Below are 25584 nucleotides of genomic sequence, written 5' to 3'. Positions count from 1 at the left end.
CCCGGACATGAGCAGCTCGGCAAGCACGGCCGCGGGCGGCGGCAGGCACGGCGGCACCGTGAACGGCGGCATCTCCCACTGGTTCGCCGACGACGGCCTCCCGGCCGTGCGGGAGCCGCTGACCGGGGACGCGAGCGCCGACGTGGTGATCGTCGGCGGCGGCTACACGGGCCTGTGGACCGCGTACTACCTGAAGAAGGCCGCGCCCGCGCTGCGGATCACCGTCCTGGAGCAGAAGTTCTGCGGCTACGGCGCCTCTGGCCGCAACGGCGGCTGGCTCTACAACGGCGTCGCGGGCCGCGACCGGTACGCGCGCCTGCACGGCCGCGAGGCCGCCGTACGGCTCCAGCGGGCGATGAACGACACCGTGGACGAGGTGATCCGCGTCGCCGCCGAGGAGGGCATCGACGCGGACATCCACAAGGGCGGAGTCCTGGAGGTGGCCCGCACCCCCGCTCAGCTGGCCCGCCTGAAGGACTTCCACGCGCACGAGCTGTCCTACGGGGAGCAGGACCGCGAGCTGTACGGTGCCCGCGAGACCGCCGCGCGCATCCGGGTCGCGGACGCGGTCGGCTCCACCTGGACCCCGCACGGCGCCCGCCTGAACCCGGTCAAGCTGGTCAAGGGCCTGGCCGGGGCGGTGGCCGCGCTCGGTGTGACGATCCACGAGGCGACCCCGGTCACCGAGATCCGCCCCCGCCGCGCGCTCACCCCGTACGGCACCGTCAGCGCCCCCTACGTGCTGCGCTGCACCGAGGGCTTCACCGCCTCCCTCAAGGGGCAGCGCCGCACCTGGCTGCCGATGAACTCCTCGATGATCGCCACCGAGCCGCTGACCGGAGCGCAGTGGGAGGAGCTCGGCTGGGACGGCCGCGAGGCCCTCGGCGACATGGCGCACGCCTACATGTACGCGCAGCGCACCGCCGACGACCGGATCGCGCTCGGCGGACGCGGCGTCCCCTACCGTTTCGGCTCGCGCACCGACAACGACGGCAGCACCCGCCCGGAGACCGTCCGCGACCTGCGCGACATCCTCACCGGCTTCTTCCCCTCGCTGGCCGGGCTGCGCATCGCGCACGCCTGGTCCGGGGTGCTCGGCGTGCCGCGCGACTGGTGCGCCACCGTCACCCTGGACCCGTCCCGGGGCCTCGGCTGGGCCGGCGGCTATGTCGGCTCGGGCGTCGCCACCGCCAACCTCGCCGCCCGCACCCTGGCCGACCTGGTCCGCCTCGACTCCGGGCAGGCGGGCCCCACCGAGCTGACCGGGCTGCCCTGGACCGGCCACAAGGTCCGCAAGTGGGAACCGGAACCGCTGCGCTGGCTGGGCGTGCAGGGCATGTACGCCACCTACCGCACGGCCGACCGCCGGGAGGTGCTCACCCACAGCGCCCGCTCCTCCCGGCTGGCCCGGGTCGCGGACCGGGTGGCCGGACGGCACTGAGACCCCCCGTACGTCCCGTACGTCCTGGACGCAGAAGGAGGGTCCCGGGTGCGAACTCGGGGCCCTCTCTGCCCCTCGCGGGTCTCTTTCAGACCACCGACTCCGGCACCGCCTCCGGGGCCGGGGTGTGCTTGGGCGCGCGGGCCGTCACCATCAGGCCCGCGACCAGCCCGGCCAGCAGCATGACCGCCGCGGCCCACCAGATGGCGACGGTGTAGCCGTGCACGACACCCTCCGGTACCACTCTGCCCCGGTCGGCGGGGGAGCGCAGGTGGGCGGTGAGGTACGCGGTGCTGCTGGAGATGGCGACCGTGTTGAGCAGCGCGGTCCCGATGGAACCGCCCACCTGCTGCGCGGTGTTCACGGTCGCGGAGGTCACGCCCGAGTCCTTCGGGGCGACGCCCGCGGTGGCGGTGGCGAACACCGGCATGAAGGTCAGGCCCATGCCGAGCCCCAGGAGCAGCAGCGCGGGCAGCACCTCGGTGGGGTAGCGCGAGGTGACCGTCAGCCGGGTCAGCAGCAGCAGTCCGGCCGCCGCCAGCAGCATCCCGGGGACCATGAGGGCGCGCGGCGCCACGTGCTGGAGCAGCCGGGCCGAGATCTGCGTGGAACCGACGACGATCGCGGCGGTCAGCGGCAGGAAGGCGAGCCCGGTCCGCAGCGGCGAGTAGCCCAGGATCTCCTGGAGGTAGTACGTCATGAACAGGAACAGCCCGAACATGCCGATCACGGCCAGCAGCATGGTCAGCAGACAGCCGGCCCGGTTGCGCTCGCGCAGCACGTGCAGGGGCAGCAGCGGCACCGGTGCCCGGTTCTGCCACCACACGAACGCGGCGAGCATCACCACGCCGGCCGCGAACAGGCCGAGCACCAGCGGGTCCGTCCAGCCGCGCGGCTGGGCCTCGCTGAAGCCGTAGACGACGGCGACCAGACCGCCGCAGCCCAGCACGGCGCCCGGCACATCGAGGCGTACGCCGGTGTGCGCGGGCCGGTCGCGCAGCAGGGCGAACGCGCCGAGCACCGCGACGGCGGCGATGGGCACGTTCACGTACAGGCACCAGCGCCAGTCCAGGTACTCGGTCAGCAGACCGCCGAGGATGAAACCGATCGCCGAGCCGCTGCCCGCCAGCGCGCCGTAGATCCCGAACGCCTTTCCGCGCTCGCGCGGATCGGTGAAGGTGGTGGTGAGCAGGGAGAGCGCGGCCGGGGCGAGCACGGCCGCGAAGGCGCCCTGGAGGGCCCGCGCGCCGAACAGCATGCCCGAGGAGGTGGCCGCGCCGCCGAACGCGGAGGCGGCGGCGAAGCCGACGAGCCCGATGACGAAGGTCCGCTTGCGGCCCACCAGGTCCGAGATCCGCCCGCCCAGCAGGAGCAGCCCGCCGAAGGCGAGGGTGTAGGCGGTGATCACCCACTGGCGGTTGGCGTCCGACATGTGCAGGGCGCGCTGCGCGGAGGGGAGGGCGATGTTCACGATGGTCGCGTCCAGCACCACCATCAGCTGCGCCGTCGCGATCACCACCAGCGCCCACCAGCGGTGCGCGTCGGAGGGGCGGGCGTGCCGGGGCTGATGCCGTGGGTGGTGCCGCGGAGCGTGCCGGTGCAGAACGGAGAATTCACCTTTTCGGGTGATGCTCATCCCGCCAGAAGAGCACGGATCGGGACATGTCGCATCTCCGGTCGCCGTACCGGGCGGGGCTGTCCGCCGGGGGAGCGGGGCGGGGCCGGGGGGTTCGCCGGGGGTTGTCAGTGGCGGGGTGCAGCATGGGGGCATGGCGAGGAGAGCGGGCGGCGGGGCGGGGAGTGGTGCGGGCGGCATGGGCGGTACGGGCGGTGCGAGCGGTAAGGGCGGTATGGGCGCCGGGCGGGCCGGGGTGAAGCCGCCGCGGCAGCCCGAGGTGCGGCTGCCCGCCCTGGAGGCGTACGCCGGTGCGGGGCTGGCGCCGGACGGGGACTACGACGGGCTGGAGTTCCGCGAGACGGACCTCGCCGGGCAGGACGGCGCGGGCGCCCGCTTCCTGGACTGCGCGCTGCGCGGCTGCGTCCTGGACGACACCTCGCTGCGACACGCGCGGTTCCTCGACACGGTCCTCACCGGCGTACGGGGCGTCGGCACGAACCTCGCGGACGCGACCCTGCGCGATGTCGAGCTGACGGACGCCCGGCTCGGCGGGGCGCAGCTGCACGGCGCGGTCCTGGAGCGGGTGCGAATCCGCGGCGGCAAGATCGACTACCTCAATCTGCGCACGGCGCGGCTGCGGGACGTGGTCTTCGAGGGCTGCGTCCTGGTCGAGCCGGACTTCGGGGGCGCCCGGCTGGAGCGGGTCGCGTTCGCGGACTGCGTCCTCAAGGGCGCCGATCTCGGCGGGGCGGTGCTCACCGACGTCGATCTGCGCGGAGCCGCCTCGCTGGAGATCGCCCGCGGGGTGGACCGGCTGGCGGGCGCGGTGATCAGTACGGGCCAGCTGCTGGACCTGGCGCCGGTGCTGGCGGCGGAGCTGGGGGTGCGGGTGGAGGACTGAGCGCGCCCCGGTGCGCGGGCGCGGGCGCGGTTCAGGGCAGGCGGGGGAAACGGGCCTGGAGGGTCCACAGGGCCGGGTTCTCCGCGAGGTCCTCGTGCAGGTCGCACAGGTCCGCGATCAGGTCGTGCAGGAAGTCCCGGGCCTCCCGGCGCAGCGCGCTGTGGGAGAAGGACAGCGGCGGCTCCTCGGCCGGCATCCAGTCGGACTCGACGTCCACCCAGCCGAAGCGGCGCTCGAAGAGCATCCGGTCGGTGGACTCGGTGAAGTCCAGCTCCGCCCGCTGCGGGCGGGACGCGCGCGACCCGGCCGGGTCCCGGTCCACCTGCTCCACGATGTCGCACAGCGCCCAGGCGAAGTCCAGCACCGGCACCCAGCCCCACGCGGTGGCCAGCTCCCGGTCCGTCTCGGTGTCCGCCAGATAGACGTCTCCGCAGAACAGGTCGTGGCGCAGGGCGCGGACGTCCGCGCGCCGGTAGTCGGTCTGCGGCGGGTCGGGGAAACGGGTGGAGAGGGCGTAGCCGATGTCGAGCACGTAAGGGATGGTGTCACGGCAGCCGCATAGGATCGCACTCGTGTCCCGTACCGCACCGTTTGCCCGAGCCGTCGGCGCGTTACTGCTCTGCGCCCTCCCCCTGACCGCCTGCGACGGCGGTGTCCACGGCAAGCCGGGCGGCTCCGGCCTGCGCGACCCGTACTTCCCCAAGGCGGGCAACGGCGGGTACGACGTGTCCCACTACGGGCTCACGCTCGCCTACGACCCCGGCCCGCGCCGCCTCACCGGCACCGCGGTGATCACCGCCCGCGCCACCGAGGACCTGTCCGCCTTCGACCTCGACCTCAAGGGGATGGAGGTGCGGAGCGTGACGGTGGAGGGCAGGGAGGCCCGCTTCAACCGGGCCGGGCAGGAACTGACGGTCCGGCCGCACGACGGGCTGGACAAGGGCGAGACGTTCAGCACCACGGTCCGCTACGCGGGCACCCCGCAGACCCTCACCGACCCCGACGGGTCCAAGGAGGGCTGGCTGCCCACGTCCGACGGCGCGCTGGCCCTCGGCCAGCCGGTCGGCTCCATGGCCTGGTTCCCCTCCAACAACCATCCCTCCGACAAGGCCACTTATGACATCGCCGTCAGCGTGCCGGCGAACGGGAAGCTCACGGCCGTCTCCAACGGCGAGCTGACGGGCACGACGACCGCCGGGGGCCGCACCACCTACCGCTGGCGCACCGGGGAGCCGATGGCCAGCTATCTCGCCACGGTCGCGATCGGCGACTTCGACGTGCGCCGCTCCACGCTGAAGAACGGCCTGCCGGTCTACACGGCCGTCGATCCGTCCCTGGCCAAGGCGAGCGACGCCGTGCTCGGGCAGCTCCCCGAGATCATGGACTGGGCGGAGTACAACTTCGGCCCGTACCCCTTCTCCTCCACCGGAGCGATCGTCGACCGGCTCCCGGACGGCACCTACGCCCTGGAGACCCAGAACCGGCCCACCTTCCCCGGCGCCCCCGACACCGCCACCCTCGTCCACGAACTGGCCCACCAGTGGTACGGCGACTCCGTCACCCCCAGGAGCTGGCGGGACATGTGGCTCAACGAGGGCTTCGCCACCTACGCGGAGTGGCTCTGGGACGAGGACCACGACGGCCCCAGCGCCCAGGAGACCTTCCAGGAGCTGTACGACGGCGCCAAGGACAGCGGTGTCGACAGCGACGAACTCTGGTCCTTCCCGCCGGCCCGCCCCTCCGGCGCCGCGCACATCTCCGACGAACCCGTCTACTCGCGCGGCGCCATGGTCCTGCACAAGATCCGCCAGACCGTCGGCGACGACACCTTCTACGACATCATCCAGGGCTGGGCCGCCACCCACCGCCACGGCACCGCCTCCACCGCCGACTTCACGGCCTACGTCGAGAAACAGTCCCCCGGCAAGGACTTCACCCCCATCTGGCACGACTGGCTGTACGGCGAGGGCAAACCGGCCCACTCCTGAGGCGGGCGAGACCTCGGTGCCGTCCGTCCGCGCGGTCGGAGGACCGCGTCAGCGGATCTCCGTGAGCGCCTGTTCGTAGGCCGTCCGGAGGAGTTCGGAGGCGCGGGGCTGGTGGGGGTCGGGGCGGGGGGTGCCCAGGTGGGTCTCGCGGAGTTCGTCCATGAGGTTCTGCCAGAGCTGCGGGCCGCCTTCCTCCAGGAGGCGGGCGCGGACGGTGAGTTCGGGGGTGGTCGGGCGGTGCCGCATGCCCCAGGAGCCGAGCGCGGCCATGACGGGGACCGTCTGGATGCCCGCTTCCGTGAGGCTGTAGGTCGCCCGGTGTCCTCGTTCGGCCTGCTCGCGGGTGAGGAGTCCGCCGGCGACGAGGGCCTTGAGGCGGCTGCTGAGGATGTTCGACGCGATCCCCTCCTCGGAGTGGCTGAGCAGCTCGCGGAAGTGCCTGCGTCCGCCGAAGACCACGTCGCGCAGGACGATGAGGCTCCACCGGTCCCCGAGTGCCTCCACCGCCGCGTTGATCGCGCATCCGGACCGCGGTTCGTCCCGCATTCCCACCTCCAGTGATTGCACTCCGCCACCACCGAGTCTAGGCTCACTCGCGGCTGGTGATTGCATTTCGCAATCACATCGCTTCGAGGGCAGGAGTCCGTGCAATGTCCCGCGTGAGGGTCCACAACTTCTCCGTCTCCGTCGACGGATTCGCCACCGGTGAGGGACAGAGTCTCGACGCCCCGTTCGGCCACGCCGGCGCGCGGCTCCACGAGTGGTTCTTCCCGACCAGTACCTTCCGGCGGATGCAGGACAAGCCGGACGGGAGCCATGGAGTCGATGACGCCGTCGCCGGCACCTGGGACGCCGGCATCGGGGCGGAGATCATGGGCCGCAACAAGTTCGGCCCCCAGCGCGGGCCGTGGGAGGACGACGACTGGGTCGGCTGGTGGGGGCCCAACCCGCCCTTCCACACCCCGGTGTTCGTCCTGACCCACCACCCGCGCCCCTCGGTGGAGATGGAGGGCGGCACCACATTCCACTTCATCGACGCCACACCGCAGGAGGCGCTCCGTCAGGCGCGCGACGCCGCGGGCGGCCTGGACGTGCGGATCGGCGGCGGCCCGACCACGGTCCGCGAGTTCCTCGCCGAAGACCTCGTCGACCATCTGCACATCGCCGTCGTCCCGATCGTCCTGGGCCGGGGCGAGCGCCTGTGGGACGGACTCGAAGGGCTGGAGAAGCGCTTCCGGGTCGAGTCCGTGACGACCCCCAGCGGCATCACCCACATGACCTTCACCCGGCCCTGACGCCCGGCCCGCCTCCGCCTCCGCCTTCGCCTTCGTTCAGGCCGTCCGCCCCTAGCTCGCGGCCCGGTCCGAGCCGGTGCCCAGTTCCTTGCGCAGGACCGTGCACGGGCGGTTGCCCTCGCGGTCGCGGCGGTGGGCGAGGGGGCGGTAGCCGAGGGCGGTCCAGAAGGCGAGGGCCGGGTGGTTGCCGTCCAGGACGGCGAGGCGTACGGCGGTGCGGCCTGCCGCGCGGAAGCGGTCCTCGACGAGGGAGGCCAGGCGGCGGCCGTGGCCCCGGCGGCGGGCCGCCGCGTCCACCATCAGCAGACCGATCCACGGGTCGGGGTCGGCCGGGTCGGGGTGGTGGTCCAGGGTGATCGCGACGCCGACCAGGGCACCCTCGCTGCGGGCCAGCAGCACCTGTGCGCCGGGATGGGCCAGCTCGTCGGCGAGCGCGGCGGCGACCTGCTCCGGGCGGACGTCGTCCGGGTCGGGGAAGTCGCCGCTCAGGGCGTGGAAGTCGCGCTGGGAGGCGTAGAGCGCGGTGAGTTCGGTCAGCAGCTCGCCCGGCAGGGCGCGGTCGGGGGAGAGCACGAGAGGTTCGATGATCACAGGGGGAACCTACGCGCGGGCGGCGCCGTGAGCGCGCCGGAGCCCGGACCCGCCGTCGCGGATCCGGGCTCCGGGCCTGGCGTGGCGGCGCGTCAGACGCTCACGCCGAAGTCCTGCGCGATGCCCACGAGGCCCGAGGCGTAGCCCTGGCCGACGGCGCGGAACTTCCACTCCGCGCCGTTGCGGTACAGCTCGCCGAAGACCATGGCGGTCTCGGTGGCGGCGTCCTCCGACAGGTCGTAGCGGGCGATCTCGGCGCCGCCGGCCTGGTTGATGATGCGGATGTACGCGTTGCGCACCTGGCCGAAGTTCTGCCCGCGGTTCTCGGCGTCGTAGATGGAGACCGGGAAGACGATCTTGTCGATGTCGGCCGGGAGGCCGGCCAGGTTGACGTTGATCGCCTCGTCGTCGCCCTCGCCCTCGCCGGTGCGGTTGTCACCGGTGTGGACGATGGTGTTGTCCGGGGTCTGCTTGTTGTTGAAGAAGACGAAGTGGCCGTCGGAGTAGACCTTGCCCTGGGTGTTGACCGCGATCGCGGAGGCGTCGAGGTCGAAGTCCGTGCCGGTGGTGGTGCGGACGTCCCAGCCGAGGCCCACGGTGACGGCGGTCAGGCCCGGAGCTTCCTTGGTGAGCGAGACATTGCCGCCCTTGGAGAGGCTTACAGCCATTGTTGGGAGTCCCTTCCCTCGTTGCGTGTGCGGACGAAGCTACCGCCACCCCTAGGAACGCCGAGAGGGTCCCCATGGTTCCTGACGCCTTTACCTTTTTTACCAAGGTGGGTTCGAACGCCCGGTCAGCCCGGACAGCCCCGACCGGTACCACCGGTACCGAAATTCCGGTGACGTGACCCGGACACGCGAGGGACCATGGAGGACATGTCCGGTCCCCATGTCATCCGCGGCTCCGTCGTGCTCCCCGAGGCCGAGCTGGTCTGGCGCTTCTCGCGGTCCTCGGGGCCCGGCGGCCAGCACGTCAACACCTCCGACAGCCAGGTGGAGCTGCGCTTCGACCTGGCGAACACCGAGGCGCTGCCCGAGGTGTGGAAGGAGCGCGCCCTGCACCGGCTGGCCGGCCGGCTCGTCGACGGCGTCGTCACCGTCCGCGCCTCCGAGCACCGCTCCCAGTGGCGCAACCGCGAGACCGCCGCCGTACGCCTCGCCGCGCTCCTCGCCGAGGCGACCGCGCCCCCGCCCAAGCCCCGCAGGCCCACCCGCATCCCCCGCGGGATCAACGAGCGGCGGCTGCGCGAGAAGAAGCAGCGCTCGGAGACGAAGCGGGGCCGCACGGGTCGTGACTGGGGGTAGGCGGCAGGCACAGCGGTCGCTGTCGCGGTCATGTGCCCGCGGGCGCGCTCACGTCCCGGCCGGGACCGCCTCCAGGCCGAGCACGCCCACCGTCTGGCCCCCGCTCGTCTCCCCGTTCGTACGGAAGCCGAGCCCGAGGTAGAAGCGCTCCGGGCCGTCCGGACCGGGGTGCCAGGACACGTACATCTCCCTCTCGCCCCGGCGGCGGATCTCCGCCGCTACGGCGCCGACGGCGAACCGGCCGTAGCCGCGGCCCTGCTCGCCGGCCGCGATGTTCAGCCGCCACAGCCCCGAGCGCAGTTCGCTGCCGTCCTGGTGCCAGTCGATGCCGAGGAAGGCCATCAGGAAGCCCACGGGACGCCCGTCGTCGACGATCAGGCGCGGCCAGGCGACGCCCGGCCACGCGTACGCCTCGGCCAGGGACTTCACGACCGGCGCGACCGCGTGCTCCTGGTCGGGGCGGACCCGGATGCCGAGGGCGGCGTCCAGGTTCGCCGGGGTGATCTCTTCGAGGCGGGGCGCTGAGCCGGGGCCGGGGCCGGGGGGCGTCATGCGCGCACCGTAGGCGGCGCGTCCGCCGCCCGGCCACCGGATTACGGCCCGAGGCCCGAGGGACAGGGGTGAGACCCAGGGGCCGGGGGAGGAGGGCGGTTGCTGCCGCCCCCCGGAGGCCCCGCTCAGCCCAGCTGCCGGTACCGCCCCCGGAAGTACAGCAGCGGGCCGTCGTCGGCGCCCGGGAGGCGGGCCGTCAGGACGCGGCCGACGACCAGGGTGTGGTCGCCCGCCGGGACCCGCTGCTCGGTGCGCAGCTCCAGGGTGGCCAGCGCGTCGTCCACCAGCGGGGCGCCGGACACCTCGCCGCGCGTGTGGGGGGCGTCCGCGAAGAGCAGACGGTCGCTGATGCGGCCCTTCATCGCGAAGCGGCCGGCGATGTGCCGCTGGTTCCCGGTCAGGACGGACACCGCCCACAGCGGCTGTTCCGCGAGCAGGTCGTCCATGCGGGAGCCGGTGCGCAGGCTGACCAGGGCCAGCGGCGGGTCCAGGGACACCGAGAGGAACGCCGTCGCGGTCATGCCCACGTCCTCGCCCACCGGCGCCAGCGGGTCCTCCGCGTCGAGCGGCGGCTCCTGCGCGGTCACCAGGACCACGCCCGCGGCCAGCCGGGACATCGCGGCACGGAACTCGTCGTCGGTCACCCCCTCAGCATGCCCGGGAAAGGCCGGGGCGAGGGCGGAGGACGGGGCGGAGGAAGTGTTCAGCACACAACAACGCTAATGACCGGCCCGCGCCGCCCGCATCGGGCCATGGCCCGAGCCCGGACCTAGGTCCACGGACCCAGCGGGCAGCCGTCGAACCCCACAGCCGTCGAACCCCACAGCCGTCGAACCCCCGCAACCGTCGACCCCCCCCGCAACCGTCGAACCCCCGCGAAAACATCGGAACCAGCGATTCCGACCCGTTCGGCGGCCGTCTCGTGCATCATGTCCGCACACGAGAGAGTTTGCGTTCCGTCAACGCTTGGGAAAAAGCAGAAACTCTACCCAATTGTTCATGTTCGCCTGTGACTTGAGTCACAAGCAGCGTGAATTGTTGACCCTGTGTACCGAGTGGGCTTCACGCTGTGATTCAGTGGCGTAGACCGCACGCACGATACGCCGAAGTAGACCCTTTGATTCACTGCGAGGTCTCGGGGGGAGGGCGAGCATGGAGACCGAGTCGGAGCCGTACGTCCGCCTTGCGACCCTGCGGCAGCTGCACCAGGTCATGGCGGACATGAACACCGCGCGCAGCCTGGCCGACACGCTCCAGACCGTGGCCGACGGCGTCGTGACCGGCCTCGGATACGAACTGGCGTGCGTCAACCTCGTACGCCCCGACGGCGACCTCGTCGTCGCCGCCTTCTCCGGGAACCCCGCCGCCGAGGCCCTGATCACCGGCCGGGTCGGCTCCCGCGCCTCCTGGGAGCGCCGGCTGACCATGGGCGAGTCCTGGGGCGACCTGGTCTTCATCCCGCACACCGAGGGCTGGGTCCTCGACGACGACGACGTCCCGCAGTGGTACACCGACGGGCCCGCTCCCCGCTTCGAGGACGAGTGGCACCCCTCCGACCGGCTCTTCGCCCCGATGTACTCGCCCGGCGCGCCCGGCGGCTCCCCGGGCGAGCTGCTCGGCGTGCTCTCCGTGGACCGCCCGCGCAACGGCCGCCGCCCCGGCGCCTGGGGCCGCGAGGCGCTCCAGGTGTACGCGTTCCAGGCGGCCATCGCGATCAGCAACGCCCGGCTGCGCGCGAACATGCAGCGCGCCCTGGTGCGCCTGGAGCGCGAGCAGCAGGCCCTGCGCGCCAGCGAGGAGAGCTTCCGGCAGGCCTTCGAGTACGCGCCCTCCGGCATGGCCATCGCCGAGATGGGCGGCGACCAGCACGGCCGGATCCTGCGCACCAACGACGCCCTGTGCCGGCTGCTGGGCCGCCCCGCCTCCGCGATGCGCCGCTACTCCTTCTCCGACCTCGTCCACCCCGAGGACATAGGCACCCTGCTGCGCACCTCCGCCGAGGGCGGCCGGGCCGAGCTGCGCCTGGGCCGCCGCGACGGCAGCTACGTCTGGGTCTCTTTGCGCAACTCGGTGGTCGCCGACGCCGCCGACGGGCCCCGCTTCCTGCTCACCCACGTCGAGGACATCGAGGAGCGCAAGCGCCGCGAGCTGCACCTCGCCCACCGCGCCTCCCACGACTCCCTGACCGGTCTGCCCAACAGCGCCGAGCTGCGCTCCCGGCTCGCCGCCCGCCTGTGCCGGCGCCCGCAGTCGGCGCACGCCGAGGAACTCGCCTCGCTGGACGCGGCCTACGGCCACCCGGTCCATCCGGCGGGCGACGGCGGTCATGACCACGGCTTCGACTTCGACTCCGGTCCACAGCCCTACGACGGCTACGACCACCATGTGCACACCATCGCCCCCGAGGGCGACCGGGACGACGGCACCAAGGGGCTCGCGGTCCTCTTCTGCGACCTGGACGGCTTCAAGTCGATCAACGACCGCTTCGGGCACAACGCGGGCGACGCCGTCCTCATCGAGGTGGCCCGGCGGCTGTCGGGCGGCGTCCGCGACGGCGACACGGTGGCCCGGCTCGGCGGCGACGAGTTCGTGATCCTCGCCGACGGCCTCGGCCGCGCCGACGCCCAGGACCTCGCCGTACGGCTGCGCAACGAGATCATCCAGCCCATCCGCGCCGAGGGACGGGCCGTCCGGGTCGGTGCCAGCTTCGGCATCGGCTGGGCCCATTGCGGGATGACGGCGGACGAAGTGCTGAAGTCCGCCGACGAGCGGATGTACGTCGAGAAACGATCTCGTCCCAAACAACATCGCCGCGCCGGGTGATCCGCAGGTCAGCGCGTTGATGCGGGGTGAGTCACCCGTTCGGTCCCACAGGAGCGGGTAGGCTCGCCATCCTCACGACGTACCGCATCCGACACGCACCTGTTGAGGAGACCTAGGGATGACGCCCGGCGACAACGGCCCGAGCACGCCCGAGGACGACGACCCGTTCGGCTACCTGTACGCCGACGGTCAGGCCAACGGAGCCCAGCCGCCCTCCGGCGGTTACGGCTACCCGGGCTCGGTCAACCGGGTCCGCGCCGTCGGCCAGCGTCAGTACGGCCAGCAGCCCCAGCAGACGCAGCAGGCCCCCACGGCGGCCTACGGCCAGGCTCCTCAGCAGCAGGGCGCGTACGGCCGGCCGAGTGCGCACTACGCGGCCCCGGAGACCCTGCCCGGCGGCCAGCAGCCGCCCCGGCAGCCGGTCCAGGGCGGCCCCGGCGGCGGTGGCCGGCGCGGGCCCAACACCAAGGGACTGCTGATCGGCGCCGTCGTGGTGGTCGCCGCCGTGGTCATAGGCATCACCTTCGCCATGGTCAACGACAAGGACGACACCAAGGACGGCGCCACGGGCGGCACCACGGCCCCGCCGGCCACCCAGAGCGCCCCGCCCAGCCCCTCGTCGAACAGCACCGTGGCCCCCGACGGCGAACTCCCCAAGATCGACGCGAAGGCCCTGCTCCTGGGCGGCGGCGCGTCCACCGCCTCGGACATCAAGGGCGCCCAGGCGGACGGCGGCGTCTACGTCACCAACTTCAACAAGGTCGGCGCCTCGGTCACCTGGACCGTCAACGGCATCCCGGACAGCGGCAAGTACAGCGTCTACGTGGGCTACAGCGTCCCCGGCAAGGACGGCAAGGCCACCCTCACGGTCAACGGCACCCCCTCCACCACCGCCGTCAAGCTGAAGAACTGGGCGAACGCCCCCGAGGGCGACTACGAGAAGGGCTGGACGAAGACCTACAACTGGCTCCAGCTCAACAAGGGCACCAACACCCTCAAGGTCTCCTGCGAGCAGGGCGACCAGTGCGACGCCGCCATCGACCAGCTCTGGCTGGTCAAGGGCTGGGTCGACTACCACGGCTGACCCTCAGGCCGGACCGCCCTCGCCGCTGATCTCCACCCGCTCCAGCAGCTCCCGGTAGGCGGCCCGGTCGAAGTCGCCCGCCGTGGGGGACAGGACCGTCGCGGCGGAGAGGGCGACCGCGCGGGCGAGGCGGTCCGGCCAGGGGAGGTTCTCCACCAGGCCGGAGAGCAGGCCGGCGACGGCCGAGTCGCCCGCGCCGGTCGGGTTGCCGTGCACGCGGGCGGGCGGGGCGGCCCGCCACATGCCGTCCGGGGTGCGGGCGAGCAGGCCCTCGGCGCCCAGGGAGGCGATGACCGTGCGGGCGCCGCGCCTGCGGGCGTCCTGGGTGGCCCGCAGCGGCTCGTGGGAGCCGGTCAGCTCGGCCAGTTCGTCGGCGTTGGGCTTGATGATGTCGGGGCGGGCGGCCAGTCCGCGCCGCAGCGCCTCGCCGCTGGTGTCCAGCAGCACCGGCACGTCCGCCGCGCGGGCCGCGCGCACCAGGACGGCGTAGGCGCCCACCGGCAGTCCGGGCGGCAGGCTGCCGCACAGCGCCACCGCCGCCACGCCGGACAGCATGTCCTCGTAGGCGTCCTGGAAGGCCGCCCACTCGGCGGCGGTGACCAGCGGGCCCGGCTCGTTGAGCTGGGTGGTGTCGCCGGTCTGCTCGTCCACCACCGCGACGGTGCGCCGGGTCGCGCCGGCCACCGGGACCAGCGCGTCCGTCACACCGGGCTCGTCCGCGAGCCGGGTGCGCACCTCGTCGCCGGTGGCGCCGCCCGAGAAGCCGGTGACGGTCACCCGATGGCCGAGGGCCGCCAGGACGCGGGCCACGTTGATGCCCTTGCCGCCGGGCCGCTCGGTCACCTCCGACACCCGGTGCGAGCCGTGGGGCCGCAGGGACGGCACCCGGTAGGTGATGTCGAGAGCGGTGTTCAGCGTGACCGTGAGGATCACGTGGTCCGGCCTCCCCCGGGTAGTACGCGTGCACGGAGCTCCGGCGGTGCGCCGGAGCTCCGATCATGCCAAACGGACGGCGCGCCGCCCACCCCCGGGCCCGCCCACCGGGTCGGAACGTCCGGCGGACGGGCGGACTGATCAGCCCAGTTGGGGATCGACCACCCACTCGCCGCGCCGCATCACGCCCTTGAGGACGAAGTCCTCGTCGAGCAGGACGAGGTCGGCGTCCTTGCCGGGCTCCAGGGAGCCGACGCGGTCGTCCACGCCGAGCAGCCGGGCCGGGTTGGCGGACAGCGCCGCCACCACGTCCTCGACGGGCAGCCCGTCGACGGTGACCGCGCGCCGGAACGCCCGGTCCAGGGTGAGCGTCGAACCGGCGATGGAGCCGCCCTCCACCAGACGGGCGACGCCGTCGGTGACGTCGACCTCCAGCGGGCCGAGCAGATAGCGGCCGTCGCCGGACCCGGCGGCGTCCATGGCGTCGGTGATGAAGGCGACCCGGGCCGCACCGGCGTGGTGGAAGGCGAGTTCCAGGGCGGCGGGGTGCAGATGGACGCCGTCGTTGATCAGCTCGACGGTGACCCGCTCGTCCTCCAGCAGGGCGGCGATCGGGCCGGGGGCGCGGTGGCCGAGCGTCGGCATCGCGTTGAACAGGTGGGTGGCGACGGTGGCCCCGGCGTCGATCGCCTCCACGGTCTGCTCGTAGGTGGCGTCGGTGTGCCCGATGGCCGCGATCACCCCGCGCTCGGCGAGCAGCCGTACGGAGTCCAGGCCGCCGGGCAGTTCGGCGGCGAGGGTGACCATCTTGGCGTGGCCGCGGGCCGCGTCGACCAGCCTGCGCACGTCGGCCGGGTCCGGGTGGCGCAGCAGGGCCTCGGAGTGGGCGCCCTTGCGGCACGGGGAGATGAAGGGCCCCTCGAAGTGGATGCCGGCGATCTCGCCCTGCTCGGCCAGTTCGGACAGCAGTCCGGCCTGCTTGGTGAGGATGCCCATGTCGTCGGTGACGGTGGAGGCGACGACGGTGGTGGTGCCGTGCGCCCGGTGGGTGCGTACGGCGGTCATGACGTCGTCGGCGGAGCCGGAGAAGGCCGCGCCGCCGCCGCCGTGGTTGTGGAGGTCGACGAAGCCGGGGACCAGCCAGTGCCCGCTGACATCGACGGTCGGGGTGTTCTCCGGTGCGGTCCCGGCGATCCGCGTGCCGTCGACGATCACCCGGCCGCCGTCCGCGATCCCGGTGGGCAGCACCACCCGGGCGCCGTCGAGAACCTTGCTGGGGGCCATCTGGTGGCTACCTCCGGGGAGTCGTGGAAGAGGGAGAGTGCGGTGCGGCCGCGGCGGACGTGCCGCCGAGGAGGTCCCAGGCGAGCAGGCCCGCGCCGAGGCAGCCGGCGGTGTCGCCGAGGGCCGCGGGGACGATGGCGGGCAGCTTCTGGAAGGTGACCCGGCGGCGTACGGCCTCGCGCAGCGGGGCGAAGAGCGTCTCGCCGGCCTCGGCGAGCCCGCCGCCGATGATCAGGGTGCGCGGGTCCAGCAGGGTGAGCGCGGTGACCAGGCCGTCGGCGAGGGCGTCCACGGCCTCCTGCCACACCGCGCGGGCCCGGGTGTCGCCGGACCGCACGGCCTTGGCGCAGTCGGCCGCGTCGGCGTCCGCGTCGCCGCACGCCTCGGCCCAGGCCAGGCTGACCGCGGAGGCGGACGCGTACCGCTCCAGGCAGCCGTGCTGGCCGCAGGGGCATGCGGTGCCGCCGGGCCGGACGACGATGTGCCCGATCTCGCCGGCGAAGCCGTGCGCACCGGCCTCGACCCGGCCGTCGATGCCGATGGCGCCCGCGATGCCGGTGCCCAGCGGGACGAACAGATAGCGGTCGGCGCCCTTGCCCGCGCCGATCCGGCCCTCGGCGAGCCCGCCGGTGCGTACGTCGTGGCCGAGGGCGACGGGCAGGCCGAGGCGTCGGCCGAGCAGGTCGCGCAGGGGGACGTCGCGCCAGCCGAGGTTGGCGGCGTAGGCGGCGACGCCCTCGTCCTCGTCGACGATGCCGGGGACGGCGACACCGGCCGCCGCGGCCGGCTCGCCGAAGCGCTCGGCGCCGTGGGCGCGCAGTTCGGCGGCGAAGCCGAGGATGCCCTCGACGACGGCGTCCGGGCCGCGCTCGCGGCCGGTGGGCCGGCGCGCCTGGTGGAGCAGCCCGCCGTTCTCGTCGACCAGTGCGGCCTTCATCCCGGTGCCGCCCACATCGAGCGCGATGACGTGTCTCACAGATGACAGTGTGGCCCTTTGACCCGCGAGAGGTCTAGTCCACTCACGTGGTGTAGACCTATCGTGTCCGCATGGTGAACACGAGACGGTTGGGGCGGGAACACAGTGCAGCGGCGTAGAGCAGGAATGATCGCGGCGGTGTCCGCACTGGGCATGACCTCGGTCCTCGGCGGCTGCGGGAGCACGGGCTCCTCCGACGTCACGCTCAAACTGGTCGCCGCCGACTACGGCGACTCCCCGGCCGACAACTCCCAGAAGTACTGGGACAAGCTCGCCCGAGCATACGAGTCCCAGCACTCCGGCGTGAAGATCGACGTCAAGGTCTATTCGTGGACCGACGTCGACCGCAAGGTCAAGGAGATGGTCGACGCCGGCGACCCGCCGGACCTGGCCCAGATCGGCGCGTACGCCGACTACGCCGCCCAGGACCGGCTCTACAAGGCCGACGACCTGCTCTCCATAGCCGTGCAGGCCGACTTCCTCGACCAGCTCTCCGACGCGGGCCAGGTGCGCCACCTGCAGTACGGCATCCCGTTCGCCGCCTCCACCCGGGTGCTCTTCTACAACAAGGCCCTCTTCGACCAGGCGCACCTCACCCCGCCCAAGACATGGGACGACCTCGCCGAGGACGCCGAGGCGCTGAAGGACAAGGGCGTGAAGTACCCCTACGCGCTGCCGCTCGGCCCCGAGGAGGCGCAGGCCGAGACCATGCAGTGGCTGCTCAGCGGCGGCGCCGGGTACACCGACGACATCGGTACGTACACCATCAACTCCCCGCAGAACGCCGAGACCTTCACCTGGCTGCGCGACGAGCTGGTCGGCAAGGGCCTGACCGGCCCCGTCGCGCCCGGCAAGCTCAACCGCGCGGACGCCTTCGACGCCTTCGCCAAGGGCCAGGTCGGCATGCTCAACGGCCACCCCACGCTGATGAAGAAGGCCGCCAAGGCGGGCGTGAAGTTCGGGATGGTGCCGGTGCCGGGCAAGAACGGCACGCCCAAGGCCACCATGGGTGTCACCGACTGGATGATGGCCTTCAAGAAGGGCGGCCACAAGAAGCAGATCGGCGAGTTCCTCGACTACGTCTACAGCGAGAAGAACGTCCTCGACTTCTCCCGCCAGTACGACCTGCTGCCCGTCACCACCTCCGCGTCCGAGGCGATGGCCGAGGCACCGCAGGACAAGAACCTGTGGCCCTTCCTCCAGGAGCTGTCGCTGGCCCAGCTCTACCCGGCGGGCAAGACCTCCTGGGCCCAGGTCAGCGCCGAGGTCAAGAAGCGCATCGGCGGCACGGTGGCCCCCGGCGGCGACCCCACCGGGGTGCTCAACCAGCTCCAGACCGCGGCCTCGGAGGCGGAGGCCAAGGAGAACGCGCGCTGAGCCCGGCCGCCCGGCACCGCGCCGCCCCGCGCCGTGCCGCGGCGGGTGTCGGCAGCGGCGGTTACGGTGCCCGTATGGACGCGGACGACGAACCGGGCGGCGGACCGGAGCAGGCACCCGGGCGGCACCTCGCGCGCCGGGAGCGGGACATCCTCGCCCTGGAGCGCCGGGGCTTCACCGGACCGGGCGTGAAGGAACGCGCGATCCGCGAGGAGCTCGGCCTCTCCCCGGTCCGCTACTACCAGCTGCTCAACGCGCTGCTCGACGACGTGCGCGCGCTGGAGCACGACCCGGTGACGGTCAACCGGCTGCGCCGGGTGCGCGACGCCCGCCGGTCCGAGCGCTGAGACCCGGCGCCGCCGAGGAGTGGGCCGCGCCGTGTGTGGATAGGTTCGGCACATGGGCCACGACACGGACTCGACCGACCCCGCTCCCGACGCACCCGCGCTGCCCGAGCCCGCCACGCAGGCCGGGCGGGACGGGCTGGCCGCGCTGCTGGCACGGCCCGAGCGCGCGGTGATCGCGCTCGACTTCGACGGCACCCTGGCGCCGATCGTGCCCGACCCCGACCGGGCCAGGGCGCATCCAGGGGCGCTCCCGGCGCTCGCCGCGCTCGCCCCCGAGGTGGCCGCCGTGGTCGTGGTCACCGGCCGCCCCGCCGGGGTCGCCGTGCGCAACGGCGGCTTCGCCGGTGTCCCCGGCCTCGACCACCTCGTCGTCCTCGGCCACTACGGCGCCGAACGCTGGGACGCGGCCACCGGGGAGGTCACCGCCCCGGACCCGCATCCCGGGGTCGCCGCCGTCCGGGCCGAACTGCCCGGCTTCCTCGACCGGATCGGCGCCTGGCAGGGCACCTGGATCGAGGAGAAGGGCCGCTCCCTGGCCGTGCACACCCGGCGCGCCGAGGACCCGCAGGCCGCCTTCGAGGCGCTGCGCGCGCCGCTCGCCGGCCTCGCGGCCCGCCACGGACTGATCGTCGAACCGGGCCGCATGGTCCTCGAACTGCGCCCGCCGGGCATGGACAAGGGCGTCGCCCTGCTGGAGCACGTCCGCGCCCTGGGCGCCGGCTCCGTGCTCTACGCCGGTGACGACCTCGGGGACCTGCCCGCCTTCACCGCCGTCGACAAGCTCCGTTCCGAGGGCCTGCCGGGCGTCCTGGTGTGCAGCGGCAGCAGCGAGGTCGCCGAACTCTCCTCGCGGGCCGACCTGGTGGTGCCGGGCCCGGAGGGAGTGGTGCGCCTGCTGGCCGCCCTGGCGGCCCGTATGTGAGCGGCCGGGGACCGGCCGCGGCTCAGCCCGCGTCCAGTTCCCTCAGCTGGTCCAGGAACCACCGGGCCGGGGGCAGGGCGGTCGCGGCGGCTGCCAGCCGCCCGGAGCGCTCGGCCCGCTCCGCCACCGGCATGGTGAGCGCCGTGTGCAGGGCCTCGGCGGTGCCGACGACGTCGTACGGGTTCACCGTCACCGCGTCCGGGCCCAGCTCGGCCCAGGCGCCCGCCTCCCGCGACAGGACCAGCGCGCACCCGGCGTCGGAGACGACCGGCACCTCCTTGGCGACCAGGTTCATGCCGTCGCGGATGGGGTTGACCAGCGCCACGTCCGCGATCCGGTAGGCCGCGAGGGAGCGGGCGAAGTCGTCCTCGACGTGCAGCAGCACCGGCCGCCACCCGGGCGTGCCGTACCGCTCGTTGATCTCCTCGGCCAGCCGCCGCACCTCGGCCGTGTACTCCCGGTAGACGGCGAGGTCCTGGCGCGAGGGGTAGGCGAAGGCGACGTGCACCACCCGCTCGCGCCACTCGGGGCGCTCTTCCAGCAGGTGCCGGTAGGCCAGCAGCCCGCGGACGATGTTCTTGGACAGCTCGGTGCGGTCCACCCGGACGACCGTCCGGCGGGCGCCGCCGTCCGGGGCCGTGCCGATCTCCTCGCGCAGCAGCGCCATCCGCTCCTTGACGTCGGCGCGGTGGGCGCGCTCGCGCAGGAACTCCGCGTCCGCGCCGAGCCCGTGCACCCCGAGCCGGGTGCCGCCGAGCCCGTCGGTCAGGGCCTCGCAGCACTGGGCGAAGGCGTCCGCCCACCGCTGGGTGAGGAAGCCCAGCCGGTCCGCGCCCAGCATGCCGCGCAGCACCTGGCGGGCGATGTCGTCGGGGAGCATCCGGAAGTAGTCCACCGGCGCCCACGGGGTGTGCGAGAAGTGCCCGATGCGCAGATCCGGCCGGAAGTCGCGCAGCATGCCCGGCACCAGCGTCAGGTGGTAGTCCTGCACCACCACGGCAGCGCCCTCGGCGGCCTCCTCCGCCAGCGCCTCGGCGAAGGCGCGGTTGTACGCCTCGTACGACGCCCACTGCCGCCGGAACTCCGCGTCGAAGACGGGCTCCAGCGGGGTCTGGTAGAGCATGTGGTGGACGAACCACAGCACCGAGTTGGCGATGCCGTTGTAGGCGTCGGAGAAGACGTCCGGGGCGATGTCGAGCATCCGGACCCGCTGTCCGCCGGTGTCCTCGGCGGGCAGCCTGCGCCCGTCCTCGTAGCGCCGTACGGCCTCGCGGTCGGCGTCGCCGAGCGCGGCGCACACCCATACCGCGCCCGCGTCCGGGCCGATCGCGGACAGACCGGAGACGAGTCCGCCGCCGCCGCGTCTCGCGCGCAGCGAACCGTCCTCGCCGAGCTCGTACGAAACGGGTCCGCGATTGGACGCGACCAGCACCTCGGCACCGTGCGTTGCAGCCATGGTCCTCAACCTAGCCCGGCCCCCGATCGCTCAAACGTGCGCGGCGGCGGGCCGGTGCGGATTTCGCCGCCCGCCGACTTGTAAGAGAAGTGTGAAGACCCCGAAGATGTGCGGTGCATGTCAGTGATCTCCGTCCCGTGCCGTGCGCGGGACGGTCTGTGAGGGGTGGGGTTCCATGCAACTTCTGCGCGTGCGCCGGATCGCCGGCACCGCGGCGCTGCTCGCCGCCGGTGTGCTGGCGCTGGCCGGCTGCGACGACGACTCCGGGACGCCGGCGGCGCACCCGGCACCGGCCACGGCCAGCGCGGCGGCCACCAGCGCCGCCCCGGAGCCGTCCGGGGAACCGGCGACGGAGCCGGCGAGTACGCGACCCGCCGCGTCCGCCACTGCGACCCCGGCCGCCACCCTGCGCGACTACACCGGTTCCGGCGTCGGCACGGCCGTCGCCGCGGCGCGGGCCGGCGGCCTGCGCTACGCCGTCCACCTGCAGGGCACCGGCCGGAGCGCCTCCTCCTGGGGCGCCGCCGAGAAGGTCTGCGAGCAGCGCGCCGCCGGCGGCGCGGTGACGTTCACCGTGGCGCGCGACGGCCGCGACTGCGCCGGCCGGCCGCTGCACACCCCGGCCCCCGCGAAGACCGCCTCCGGCGACGGCAGCGGAGGCACGAGCGGAGGCAGCGGTGGCACGACCGGCGGCAGCGGCGGCGGGAACAGCGGCAGCAAGGCGTGCGCCCTCACCAGCCCGGCCGGCAACTGCTACGCCGACGGCCAGTTCTGCGCCGACCGGCACCACGGCATGAGCACCTACGGCAAGGGCGGCGAGTACCTGACCTGCGCGCAGGACGGCGCGGGCCGCTGGCGCTGGTCGGACGGCGTGGCCGGCTGACGGGGCCGGCTGACGGGGCCGGGGCGGGCCCGGCGGCGGGCCGCCGCTCAGGCGACCCGCCGTGCCGCGTACTCCGCGATCTCGCTCATCGGCGGCCGTTCCTCGGTGTCGACGGAGTACGTGCGCGGCTCGAAGCCGTCCTCGCCGCGCTCGAACTGCGTGAGCGAGGGGCGCACCAGATGGCCGCGGGCCAGCCGGAGCTGGGCGGTGCGGTAGATCGCGGCGGACATCCGGCCGAGCGCCTGCCCGTCCTGGTGGCGGTGGATGCGCTCACCGACGTCGACCTGGGCCAGCGCGTCCAGACCGACCAGGTGCAGCGCGTCCACGAGCATGCCCAGCTCGACGCCGTAGCCGACCGGGAACGGCAGCTGTTCGAGCAGCGAGCGGCGGGCCGCGTACTCGCCGCCCAGCGGCTGCACAAAACCGGCCAGCTGCGGCCAGTGCATGTTCAGCAGCGGCCGGGCCATCAGCTCGGTGACCCGGCCGCCCTGCCCGGCGGCGGTGCCCAGCGGCCGGTCGTACATGGCCTTGACCAGCTGGACGTCCGGGTCGGTCAGCAGCGGGCCGACGATCCCGGTGACGAAGTCGGCGGAGAACTCGCGCAGATCGGCGTCGACGAAGCAGACGACGTCCCCGCGGGTCACCAGCAGCGAGCGCCACAGCACCTCGCCCTTGCCGGGCACGGCGGGGATGCGCGGCAGGATGGTGTCGCGGTGCACCACCCGCGCGCCCGCCGCGGCGGCCACCCGCGAGGTGCGGTCGGTGGAGCCCGAGTCGACCACGACGAGTTCGTCGACCAGCGGCACCCGCGCCATCAGCTCGCGCCGGATCACGGCGACGATGTCCCCGACCGTCTCCTCCTCGTTCAGCGCGGGCAGCACCACGCTGACCGTGGCGCCGCTCGCGCGTTTGGCGGCCAGGACGCCGGGGAGCGGCCGGTCGGCGACGGACCAGGAACGTGTCCTCAGCCAGCGCTCGACTTCTTCCAGCACGGTCGGTGGCTCCTCACTCCTGCGCGGCACTCCTGCGCGGCTCGCTGCGGCCTGCGGTACGGACCGGATCACATCATCGTGTGATCTGTCTCGCGGTTCGGACGACGGTCTCTCGCTGTCCTGGCCGTCGGTTACAGTCTTGAACAACGCGGACGACCGTCGCATGCCGGGGTCGCCGCGCCCCACAATCGAATACCGCTCATCCAGAGGGGCAGAGGGACACGGCCCGATGAAGCCCCGGCAACCCTCCAGCCGGTCTCGTACCGATCGCCGTCGCGCGGTCGCCACCGCGAGGCTCCCGGCTCGGGAAGGTGCCAATTCCGTCTCACGGCGAGATGCGTCGTGGGGAAGATGAGGAGAAAGGGCCTCGCCTCCATGGCTGTGCAGACAGTTGCCACCAGCACCGACTCCACCGTCGACCTCGGTCCCGCCGCGGCGCTCAGCTGCCGCGAGTGCGGTCACCGCGTGCCGCTCGGCCCGGTCTTCGCCTGCGAGGAGTGTTTCGGCCCGCTGGAGATCGCCTACGACTTCTCGGGCTACGACACCGAGGAACTGCGCCGGCGGATCGAAGCGGGCCCCGCGAACATCTGGCGCTACGCCCCGCTGCTGCCCGTCCCCGCCGACGTGGCCGGCAAGCCGAACATCAACCCCGGCTGGACCAAGCTCGTCCAGGCCGACCGCCTCGCCGCCGAACTCGGCGTCGACACCGGCAAGCTGTTCGTCAAGGACGACTCCGGCAACCCGACGCACTCCTTCAAGGACCGCGTCGTCGCCCAGGCGCTGGAGGCCGCCCGCGCCTTCGGCTTCACCACCCTGTCCTGCTCCTCCACCGGCAACCTGGCCGGTGCCGTCGGCGCCGCCGCCGCCCGCGCCGGACTGCGCTCCTGCGTGTTCATCCCGCACGACCTGGAGCAGGGCAAGGTCGTCATGGCCGCGATCTACGGCGGCGAACTCGTCGGCATCGAGGGCAACTACGACGATGTGAACCGCTTCTGCTCCGAGCTGATCGGCGACCCGGCCGGCGAGGGCTGGGGCTTCGTGAACGTCAATCTGCGGCCGTACTACGCCGAGGGCTCCAAGACGCTGGCGTACGAGGTCTGCGAGCAGCTCGGCTGGCGGCTGCCCGACCAGATCGTCGTCCCGATCGCCTCCGGCTCCCAGCTCACCAAGGTCGACAAGGGCCTGCGCGAGCTGATCGCGCTCGGCCTGGTCGAGGACAAGCCGTACAAGATCTTCGGCGCCCAGGCCGAGGGCTGCTCGCCGGTCTCCACCGCCTTCAAGGCCGGACACGACGTGGTGCGCCCGCAGAAGCCGGACACCATCGCCAAGTCCCTCGCCATCGGCAACCCGGCCGACGGCCCCTACGTCCTGGACATCGCGCGCCGCACCGGCGGCGCCGTGGAGGACGTGACGGACGAGCAGGTCGTCGACGCGATCAAGCTGCTGGCCCGCACCGAGGGCATCTTCGCGGAGACCGCGGGCGGGGTGACGGTCGGCGTCACCAGGAAGCTTGTCGAGAGCGGTCTGCTCGACCCGTCGAAGACCACCGTCGTGCTCAACACCGGCGACGGCCTCAAGACCCTGGACGCGGTGGCCGGCACCGGTCTGACCGCCACCATCCGCCCCACCCTGGACTCCTTCCGAGAGGCTGGCCTCGCATGAGCGTGACCGTTCGCATCCCCACCATCCTGCGCACCTACACCGGCGGACGGGCCGAGGTGAGCGCCGACGGCGCCACCCTCGCCGAGGTCATCTCCGACCTGGAGAAGAACCACACGGGCATCGCCGCGCGCGTCCTGGACGACCAGGGCAAGCTGCGCCGCTTCGTCAACGTCTACGTCAACGACGACGACGTCCGTTTCGAGCAGGGCCTGGAGACGGCCACCCCGGACGGCGCCGGTGTCTCGATCATCCCGGCGGTCGCCGGCGGCTGATCATTACCGTCGGTAATGACGGTGATCGGAGTATCCGGTGAATTGCCCCCTCCGCGGGAGAAGCGGAGGGGGCAATTCCATGTGATTGAGCGCGGTAGAGTTGGGGAAGGCGCCCCGGATCTCCCGGTCGAGCGCCCCTTGATTTCTGCCGCCCGCCGATGAGAAACAGCCAAATTCCGCGGGTATTTTGCGGCATTTGCCGCGTTTATGGGGCCCGACTTGCCCAGGGTTCAGCCGAATTCTCGTCACATTCCGGACCGCTCCCGCCCGGATTTCTCGTCCGATTGACCTGTTGCAGACGGCAGTTGGACAGATACATTCAGCCGCGGTCGACGCGTTCCGGCGCACGCCCCCGATTCACGGGGGGTGAGGTCTGACCCGGATCCGCGAAGTGCGGATCTGTGCAAGGGCCAGTAATAGGGGAGTTAGGCATGGCTCAGGGCACCGTCAAGTGGTTCAACGCGGAGAAGGGGTACGGCTTCATCGCGGTCGACGGTGGTGCGGACGTCTTCGTCCACTACAGCGCGATCCAGATGGACGGCTACCGCACGCTGGAAGAGGGCCAGCGGGTCGAGTTCGAGATCTCGCAGGGTCAGAAGGGCCCGCAGGCCGACATGGTTCGCGTCACCGCCTGAACGTACATCACACGAAGGGCCCACACCTTGCGGGGTGTGGGCCCTTCGTCCTGCCCGCCGCGCCCCGCCCCCTCCCCTCTGTTCGCCTCCGGCTGATCCCGGCCGGAGGCGGCCTCCCCACCAGAGGCGCTTGCGCCCGCCCGTCACCCGACCACCGCCCCTCATCGAGCCCGCTACGCGGGCGCACCTTGCACTCGGGCATGCCGAGTGCTAATCATTGGCGTTAGCACTCTGAAGGTGAGAGTGAC

At 72.9% G+C, this 25584-nt stretch carries 26 protein-coding genes and 1 riboswitch; of the genes, 14 read left to right on the top strand and 12 right to left on the bottom strand.

Annotation, left to right across the window (positions count from 1 at the left end):
- Positions 1–7 precede the first annotated feature (7 nt).
- On the top strand, positions 8–1441 hold the full coding sequence (locus A8713_RS14010; protein ID WP_064533813.1) for an NAD(P)/FAD-dependent oxidoreductase: 1434 nt from the start codon (positions 8–10) through the stop codon (positions 1439–1441).
- Between the two features lie 88 nt (positions 1442–1529).
- Here A8713_RS14010 and A8713_RS14005 read toward each other — a convergent pair whose 3' ends face one another.
- Complete coding sequence (locus A8713_RS14005; RefSeq protein WP_173860844.1) at positions 1530–3077, bottom strand: MFS transporter; 1548 nt, start codon at positions 3075–3077, stop codon at positions 1530–1532.
- A gap of 133 nt (positions 3078–3210) precedes the next feature.
- Here A8713_RS14005 and A8713_RS14000 point away from each other — a divergent pair, with 133 nt between their 5' ends.
- Positions 3211–3960, top strand: a complete 750-nt coding sequence (locus A8713_RS14000) for a pentapeptide repeat-containing protein (protein WP_107440634.1) — start codon at positions 3211–3213, stop codon at positions 3958–3960.
- A gap of 31 nt (positions 3961–3991) precedes the next feature.
- On the opposite strand, the gene A8713_RS13995 is transcribed toward A8713_RS14000, so the two are convergent.
- On the bottom strand, positions 3992–4492 hold the full coding sequence (locus A8713_RS13995; protein ID WP_064533810.1) for a hypothetical protein: 501 nt from the start codon (positions 4490–4492) through the stop codon (positions 3992–3994).
- A gap of 7 nt (positions 4493–4499) precedes the next feature.
- On the opposite strand from A8713_RS13995, the gene A8713_RS13990 reads away from it, so the two are divergent.
- A complete protein-coding gene (locus A8713_RS13990; protein WP_064533809.1) occupies positions 4500–5948 on the top strand; it encodes a M1 family metallopeptidase in 1449 nt (482 codons plus the stop codon).
- Between the two features lie 48 nt (positions 5949–5996).
- Here the strand turns inward: A8713_RS13990 and A8713_RS13985 are convergent, their stop codons facing one another.
- Positions 5997–6494 carry a winged helix-turn-helix transcriptional regulator gene (locus A8713_RS13985; RefSeq protein WP_064533808.1) on the bottom strand — a complete coding sequence of 166 codons (498 nt, stop codon included), beginning with the start codon at positions 6492–6494 and terminating at the stop codon, positions 5997–5999.
- Positions 6495–6598: 104 nt separating this feature from the next.
- On the opposite strand from A8713_RS13985, the gene A8713_RS13980 reads away from it, so the two are divergent.
- Positions 6599–7243, top strand: coding sequence for a dihydrofolate reductase family protein (locus A8713_RS13980; protein ID WP_064533807.1), 645 nt, complete (start codon positions 6599–6601; stop codon positions 7241–7243).
- A gap of 51 nt (positions 7244–7294) precedes the next feature.
- On the opposite strand, the gene A8713_RS13975 is transcribed toward A8713_RS13980, so the two are convergent.
- On the bottom strand, positions 7295–7834 hold the full coding sequence (locus A8713_RS13975; RefSeq protein WP_064533806.1) for a GNAT family N-acetyltransferase: 540 nt from the start codon (positions 7832–7834) through the stop codon (positions 7295–7297).
- A 92-nt stretch (positions 7835–7926) separates the two neighbouring features.
- Entirely contained in the window at positions 7927–8502 is a 576-nt protein-coding gene (locus A8713_RS13970; protein ID WP_018567033.1) for a TerD family protein, read from the bottom strand.
- 207 nt (positions 8503–8709) lie between these two features.
- Between A8713_RS13970 and arfB the strand changes: the two genes are divergently transcribed.
- Positions 8710–9138 (top strand): alternative ribosome rescue aminoacyl-tRNA hydrolase ArfB, encoded by a 429-nt coding sequence (arfB, locus tag A8713_RS13965; RefSeq protein ID WP_064537500.1) that lies wholly within the window; start codon positions 8710–8712, stop codon positions 9136–9138.
- 48 nt (positions 9139–9186) lie between these two features.
- On the opposite strand, the gene A8713_RS13960 is transcribed toward arfB, so the two are convergent.
- Positions 9187–9690 (bottom strand): GNAT family N-acetyltransferase, encoded by a 504-nt coding sequence (locus tag A8713_RS13960; RefSeq protein WP_064533805.1) that lies wholly within the window; start codon positions 9688–9690, stop codon positions 9187–9189.
- 125 nt (positions 9691–9815) lie between these two features.
- Positions 9816–10400, bottom strand: coding sequence for a flavin reductase family protein (locus tag A8713_RS13955; RefSeq protein WP_079158961.1), 585 nt, complete (start codon positions 10398–10400; stop codon positions 9816–9818).
- 442 nt (positions 10401–10842) lie between these two features.
- Between A8713_RS13955 and cdgB the strand changes: the two genes are divergently transcribed.
- Both cdgB and A8713_RS13945 read left to right on the top strand, forming a co-directional pair.
- Positions 10843–12513, top strand: coding sequence for a diguanylate cyclase CdgB (gene cdgB, locus A8713_RS13950; RefSeq protein ID WP_064533803.1), 1671 nt, complete (start codon positions 10843–10845; stop codon positions 12511–12513).
- A 118-nt stretch (positions 12514–12631) separates the two neighbouring features.
- The gene (locus A8713_RS13945; RefSeq protein ID WP_064533802.1) at positions 12632–13597 is read left to right on the top strand and encodes a CBM35 domain-containing protein; all 966 of its coding nucleotides are present in this window, start codon (positions 12632–12634) and stop codon (positions 13595–13597) included.
- 3 nt (positions 13598–13600) lie between these two features.
- On the opposite strand, the gene A8713_RS13940 is transcribed toward A8713_RS13945, so the two are convergent.
- From A8713_RS13940 to A8713_RS13930, 3 genes are all read right to left on the bottom strand, one after another.
- Entirely contained in the window at positions 13601–14530 is a 930-nt protein-coding gene (locus A8713_RS13940; RefSeq protein ID WP_064533801.1) for a 1-phosphofructokinase family hexose kinase, read from the bottom strand.
- A gap of 141 nt (positions 14531–14671) precedes the next feature.
- The gene (gene nagA, locus A8713_RS13935) at positions 14672–15814 is read right to left on the bottom strand and encodes an N-acetylglucosamine-6-phosphate deacetylase (protein WP_064533800.1); all 1143 of its coding nucleotides are present in this window, start codon (positions 15812–15814) and stop codon (positions 14672–14674) included.
- Positions 15815–15821: 7 nt separating this feature from the next.
- Positions 15822–16790, bottom strand: coding sequence for an ROK family protein (locus tag A8713_RS13930; protein WP_079158960.1), 969 nt, complete (start codon positions 16788–16790; stop codon positions 15822–15824).
- Positions 16791–16895: 105 nt separating this feature from the next.
- Between A8713_RS13930 and A8713_RS13925 the strand changes: the two genes are divergently transcribed.
- From A8713_RS13925 to otsB, 3 genes are all read left to right on the top strand, one after another.
- Positions 16896–18167 carry an ABC transporter substrate-binding protein gene (locus A8713_RS13925; protein ID WP_443069718.1) on the top strand — a complete coding sequence of 424 codons (1272 nt, stop codon included), beginning with the start codon at positions 16896–16898 and terminating at the stop codon, positions 18165–18167.
- A 74-nt stretch (positions 18168–18241) separates the two neighbouring features.
- On the top strand, positions 18242–18514 hold the full coding sequence (locus A8713_RS13920; protein ID WP_064533797.1) for a DUF3263 domain-containing protein: 273 nt from the start codon (positions 18242–18244) through the stop codon (positions 18512–18514).
- A gap of 52 nt (positions 18515–18566) precedes the next feature.
- Positions 18567–19436, top strand: a complete 870-nt coding sequence (gene otsB / locus A8713_RS13915; RefSeq protein WP_064533796.1) for a trehalose-phosphatase — start codon at positions 18567–18569, stop codon at positions 19434–19436.
- 22 nt (positions 19437–19458) lie between these two features.
- Here the strand turns inward: otsB and A8713_RS13910 are convergent, their stop codons facing one another.
- On the bottom strand, positions 19459–20892 hold the full coding sequence (locus A8713_RS13910) for an alpha,alpha-trehalose-phosphate synthase (UDP-forming) (RefSeq protein ID WP_079158959.1): 1434 nt from the start codon (positions 20890–20892) through the stop codon (positions 19459–19461).
- A gap of 175 nt (positions 20893–21067) precedes the next feature.
- Here A8713_RS13910 and A8713_RS13905 point away from each other — a divergent pair, with 175 nt between their 5' ends.
- On the top strand, positions 21068–21775 hold the full coding sequence (locus A8713_RS13905) for a hypothetical protein (RefSeq protein ID WP_064533794.1): 708 nt from the start codon (positions 21068–21070) through the stop codon (positions 21773–21775).
- Positions 21776–21822: 47 nt separating this feature from the next.
- Here A8713_RS13905 and A8713_RS13900 read toward each other — a convergent pair whose 3' ends face one another.
- Entirely contained in the window at positions 21823–22767 is a 945-nt protein-coding gene (locus tag A8713_RS13900; RefSeq protein WP_064533793.1) for a glucosyl-3-phosphoglycerate synthase, read from the bottom strand.
- A gap of 196 nt (positions 22768–22963) precedes the next feature.
- A riboswitch (SAM riboswitch) is annotated at positions 22964–23125 on the top strand.
- 17 nt (positions 23126–23142) lie between these two features.
- Between A8713_RS13900 and thrC the strand changes: the two genes are divergently transcribed.
- The 3 genes from thrC (at position 23143) to A8713_RS13885 (ending at position 25336) form a co-directional block, all read left to right on the top strand.
- Positions 23143–24429 (top strand): threonine synthase, encoded by a 1287-nt coding sequence (gene thrC, locus A8713_RS13895; protein ID WP_064533792.1) that lies wholly within the window; start codon positions 23143–23145, stop codon positions 24427–24429.
- On the top strand, positions 24426–24701 hold the full coding sequence (locus A8713_RS13890; RefSeq protein WP_018567049.1) for a MoaD/ThiS family protein: 276 nt from the start codon (positions 24426–24428) through the stop codon (positions 24699–24701). The genes thrC and A8713_RS13890 overlap by 4 nt, the downstream gene beginning before the upstream one ends.
- Positions 24702–25132: 431 nt before the next feature.
- Complete coding sequence (locus A8713_RS13885) at positions 25133–25336, top strand: cold-shock protein (RefSeq protein WP_004986573.1); 204 nt, start codon at positions 25133–25135, stop codon at positions 25334–25336.
- Positions 25337–25584: the final 248 nt, after the last annotated feature.

This window comes from Streptomyces sp. SAT1 (assembly GCF_001654495.1).
GTDB lineage: Bacteria > Actinomycetota > Actinomycetes > Streptomycetales > Streptomycetaceae > Streptomyces > Streptomyces andamanensis.
This window is presented reverse-complemented; position numbering and strand designations above follow the sequence as displayed.

Bases quoted from the DNA above. Each gene is read 5' to 3' on its own strand.
- A8713_RS14010 (WP_064533813.1), top strand. From the start codon at position 8: ATGAGCAGCTCGGCAAGCACGGCCGCGGGCGGCGGCAGGCACGGCGGC.
- A8713_RS14005 (WP_173860844.1), bottom strand. From the start codon at position 3,077: ATGAGCATCACCCGAAAAGGTGAATTCTCCGTTCTGCACCGGCACGCT.
- A8713_RS14000 (WP_107440634.1), top strand. From the start codon at position 3,211: ATGGCGAGGAGAGCGGGCGGCGGGGCGGGGAGTGGTGCGGGCGGCATG.
- A8713_RS13990 (WP_064533809.1), top strand. From the start codon at position 4,500: ATGGTGTCACGGCAGCCGCATAGGATCGCACTCGTGTCCCGTACCGCA.
- A8713_RS13985 (WP_064533808.1), bottom strand. From the start codon at position 6,494: ATGCGGGACGAACCGCGGTCCGGATGCGCGATCAACGCGGCGGTGGAG.
- A8713_RS13980 (WP_064533807.1), top strand. From the start codon at position 6,599: ATGTCCCGCGTGAGGGTCCACAACTTCTCCGTCTCCGTCGACGGATTC.
- A8713_RS13970 (WP_018567033.1), bottom strand. From the start codon at position 8,502: ATGGCTGTAAGCCTCTCCAAGGGCGGCAATGTCTCGCTCACCAAGGAA.
- arfB (WP_064537500.1), top strand. From the start codon at position 8,710: ATGTCCGGTCCCCATGTCATCCGCGGCTCCGTCGTGCTCCCCGAGGCC.
- A8713_RS13960 (WP_064533805.1), bottom strand. From the start codon at position 9,690: ATGACGCCCCCCGGCCCCGGCCCCGGCTCAGCGCCCCGCCTCGAAGAG.
- cdgB (WP_064533803.1), top strand. From the start codon at position 10,843: ATGGAGACCGAGTCGGAGCCGTACGTCCGCCTTGCGACCCTGCGGCAG.
- A8713_RS13945 (WP_064533802.1), top strand. From the start codon at position 12,632: ATGACGCCCGGCGACAACGGCCCGAGCACGCCCGAGGACGACGACCCG.
- nagA (WP_064533800.1), bottom strand. From the start codon at position 15,814: ATGGCCCCCAGCAAGGTTCTCGACGGCGCCCGGGTGGTGCTGCCCACC.
- A8713_RS13920 (WP_064533797.1), top strand. From the start codon at position 18,242: ATGGACGCGGACGACGAACCGGGCGGCGGACCGGAGCAGGCACCCGGG.
- otsB (WP_064533796.1), top strand. From the start codon at position 18,567: ATGGGCCACGACACGGACTCGACCGACCCCGCTCCCGACGCACCCGCG.
- A8713_RS13910 (WP_079158959.1), bottom strand. From the start codon at position 20,892: ATGGCTGCAACGCACGGTGCCGAGGTGCTGGTCGCGTCCAATCGCGGA.
- A8713_RS13905 (WP_064533794.1), top strand. From the start codon at position 21,068: ATGCAACTTCTGCGCGTGCGCCGGATCGCCGGCACCGCGGCGCTGCTC.
- thrC (WP_064533792.1), top strand. From the start codon at position 23,143: ATGGCTGTGCAGACAGTTGCCACCAGCACCGACTCCACCGTCGACCTC.
- A8713_RS13890 (WP_018567049.1), top strand. From the start codon at position 24,426: ATGAGCGTGACCGTTCGCATCCCCACCATCCTGCGCACCTACACCGGC.
- A8713_RS13885 (WP_004986573.1), top strand. From the start codon at position 25,133: ATGGCTCAGGGCACCGTCAAGTGGTTCAACGCGGAGAAGGGGTACGGC.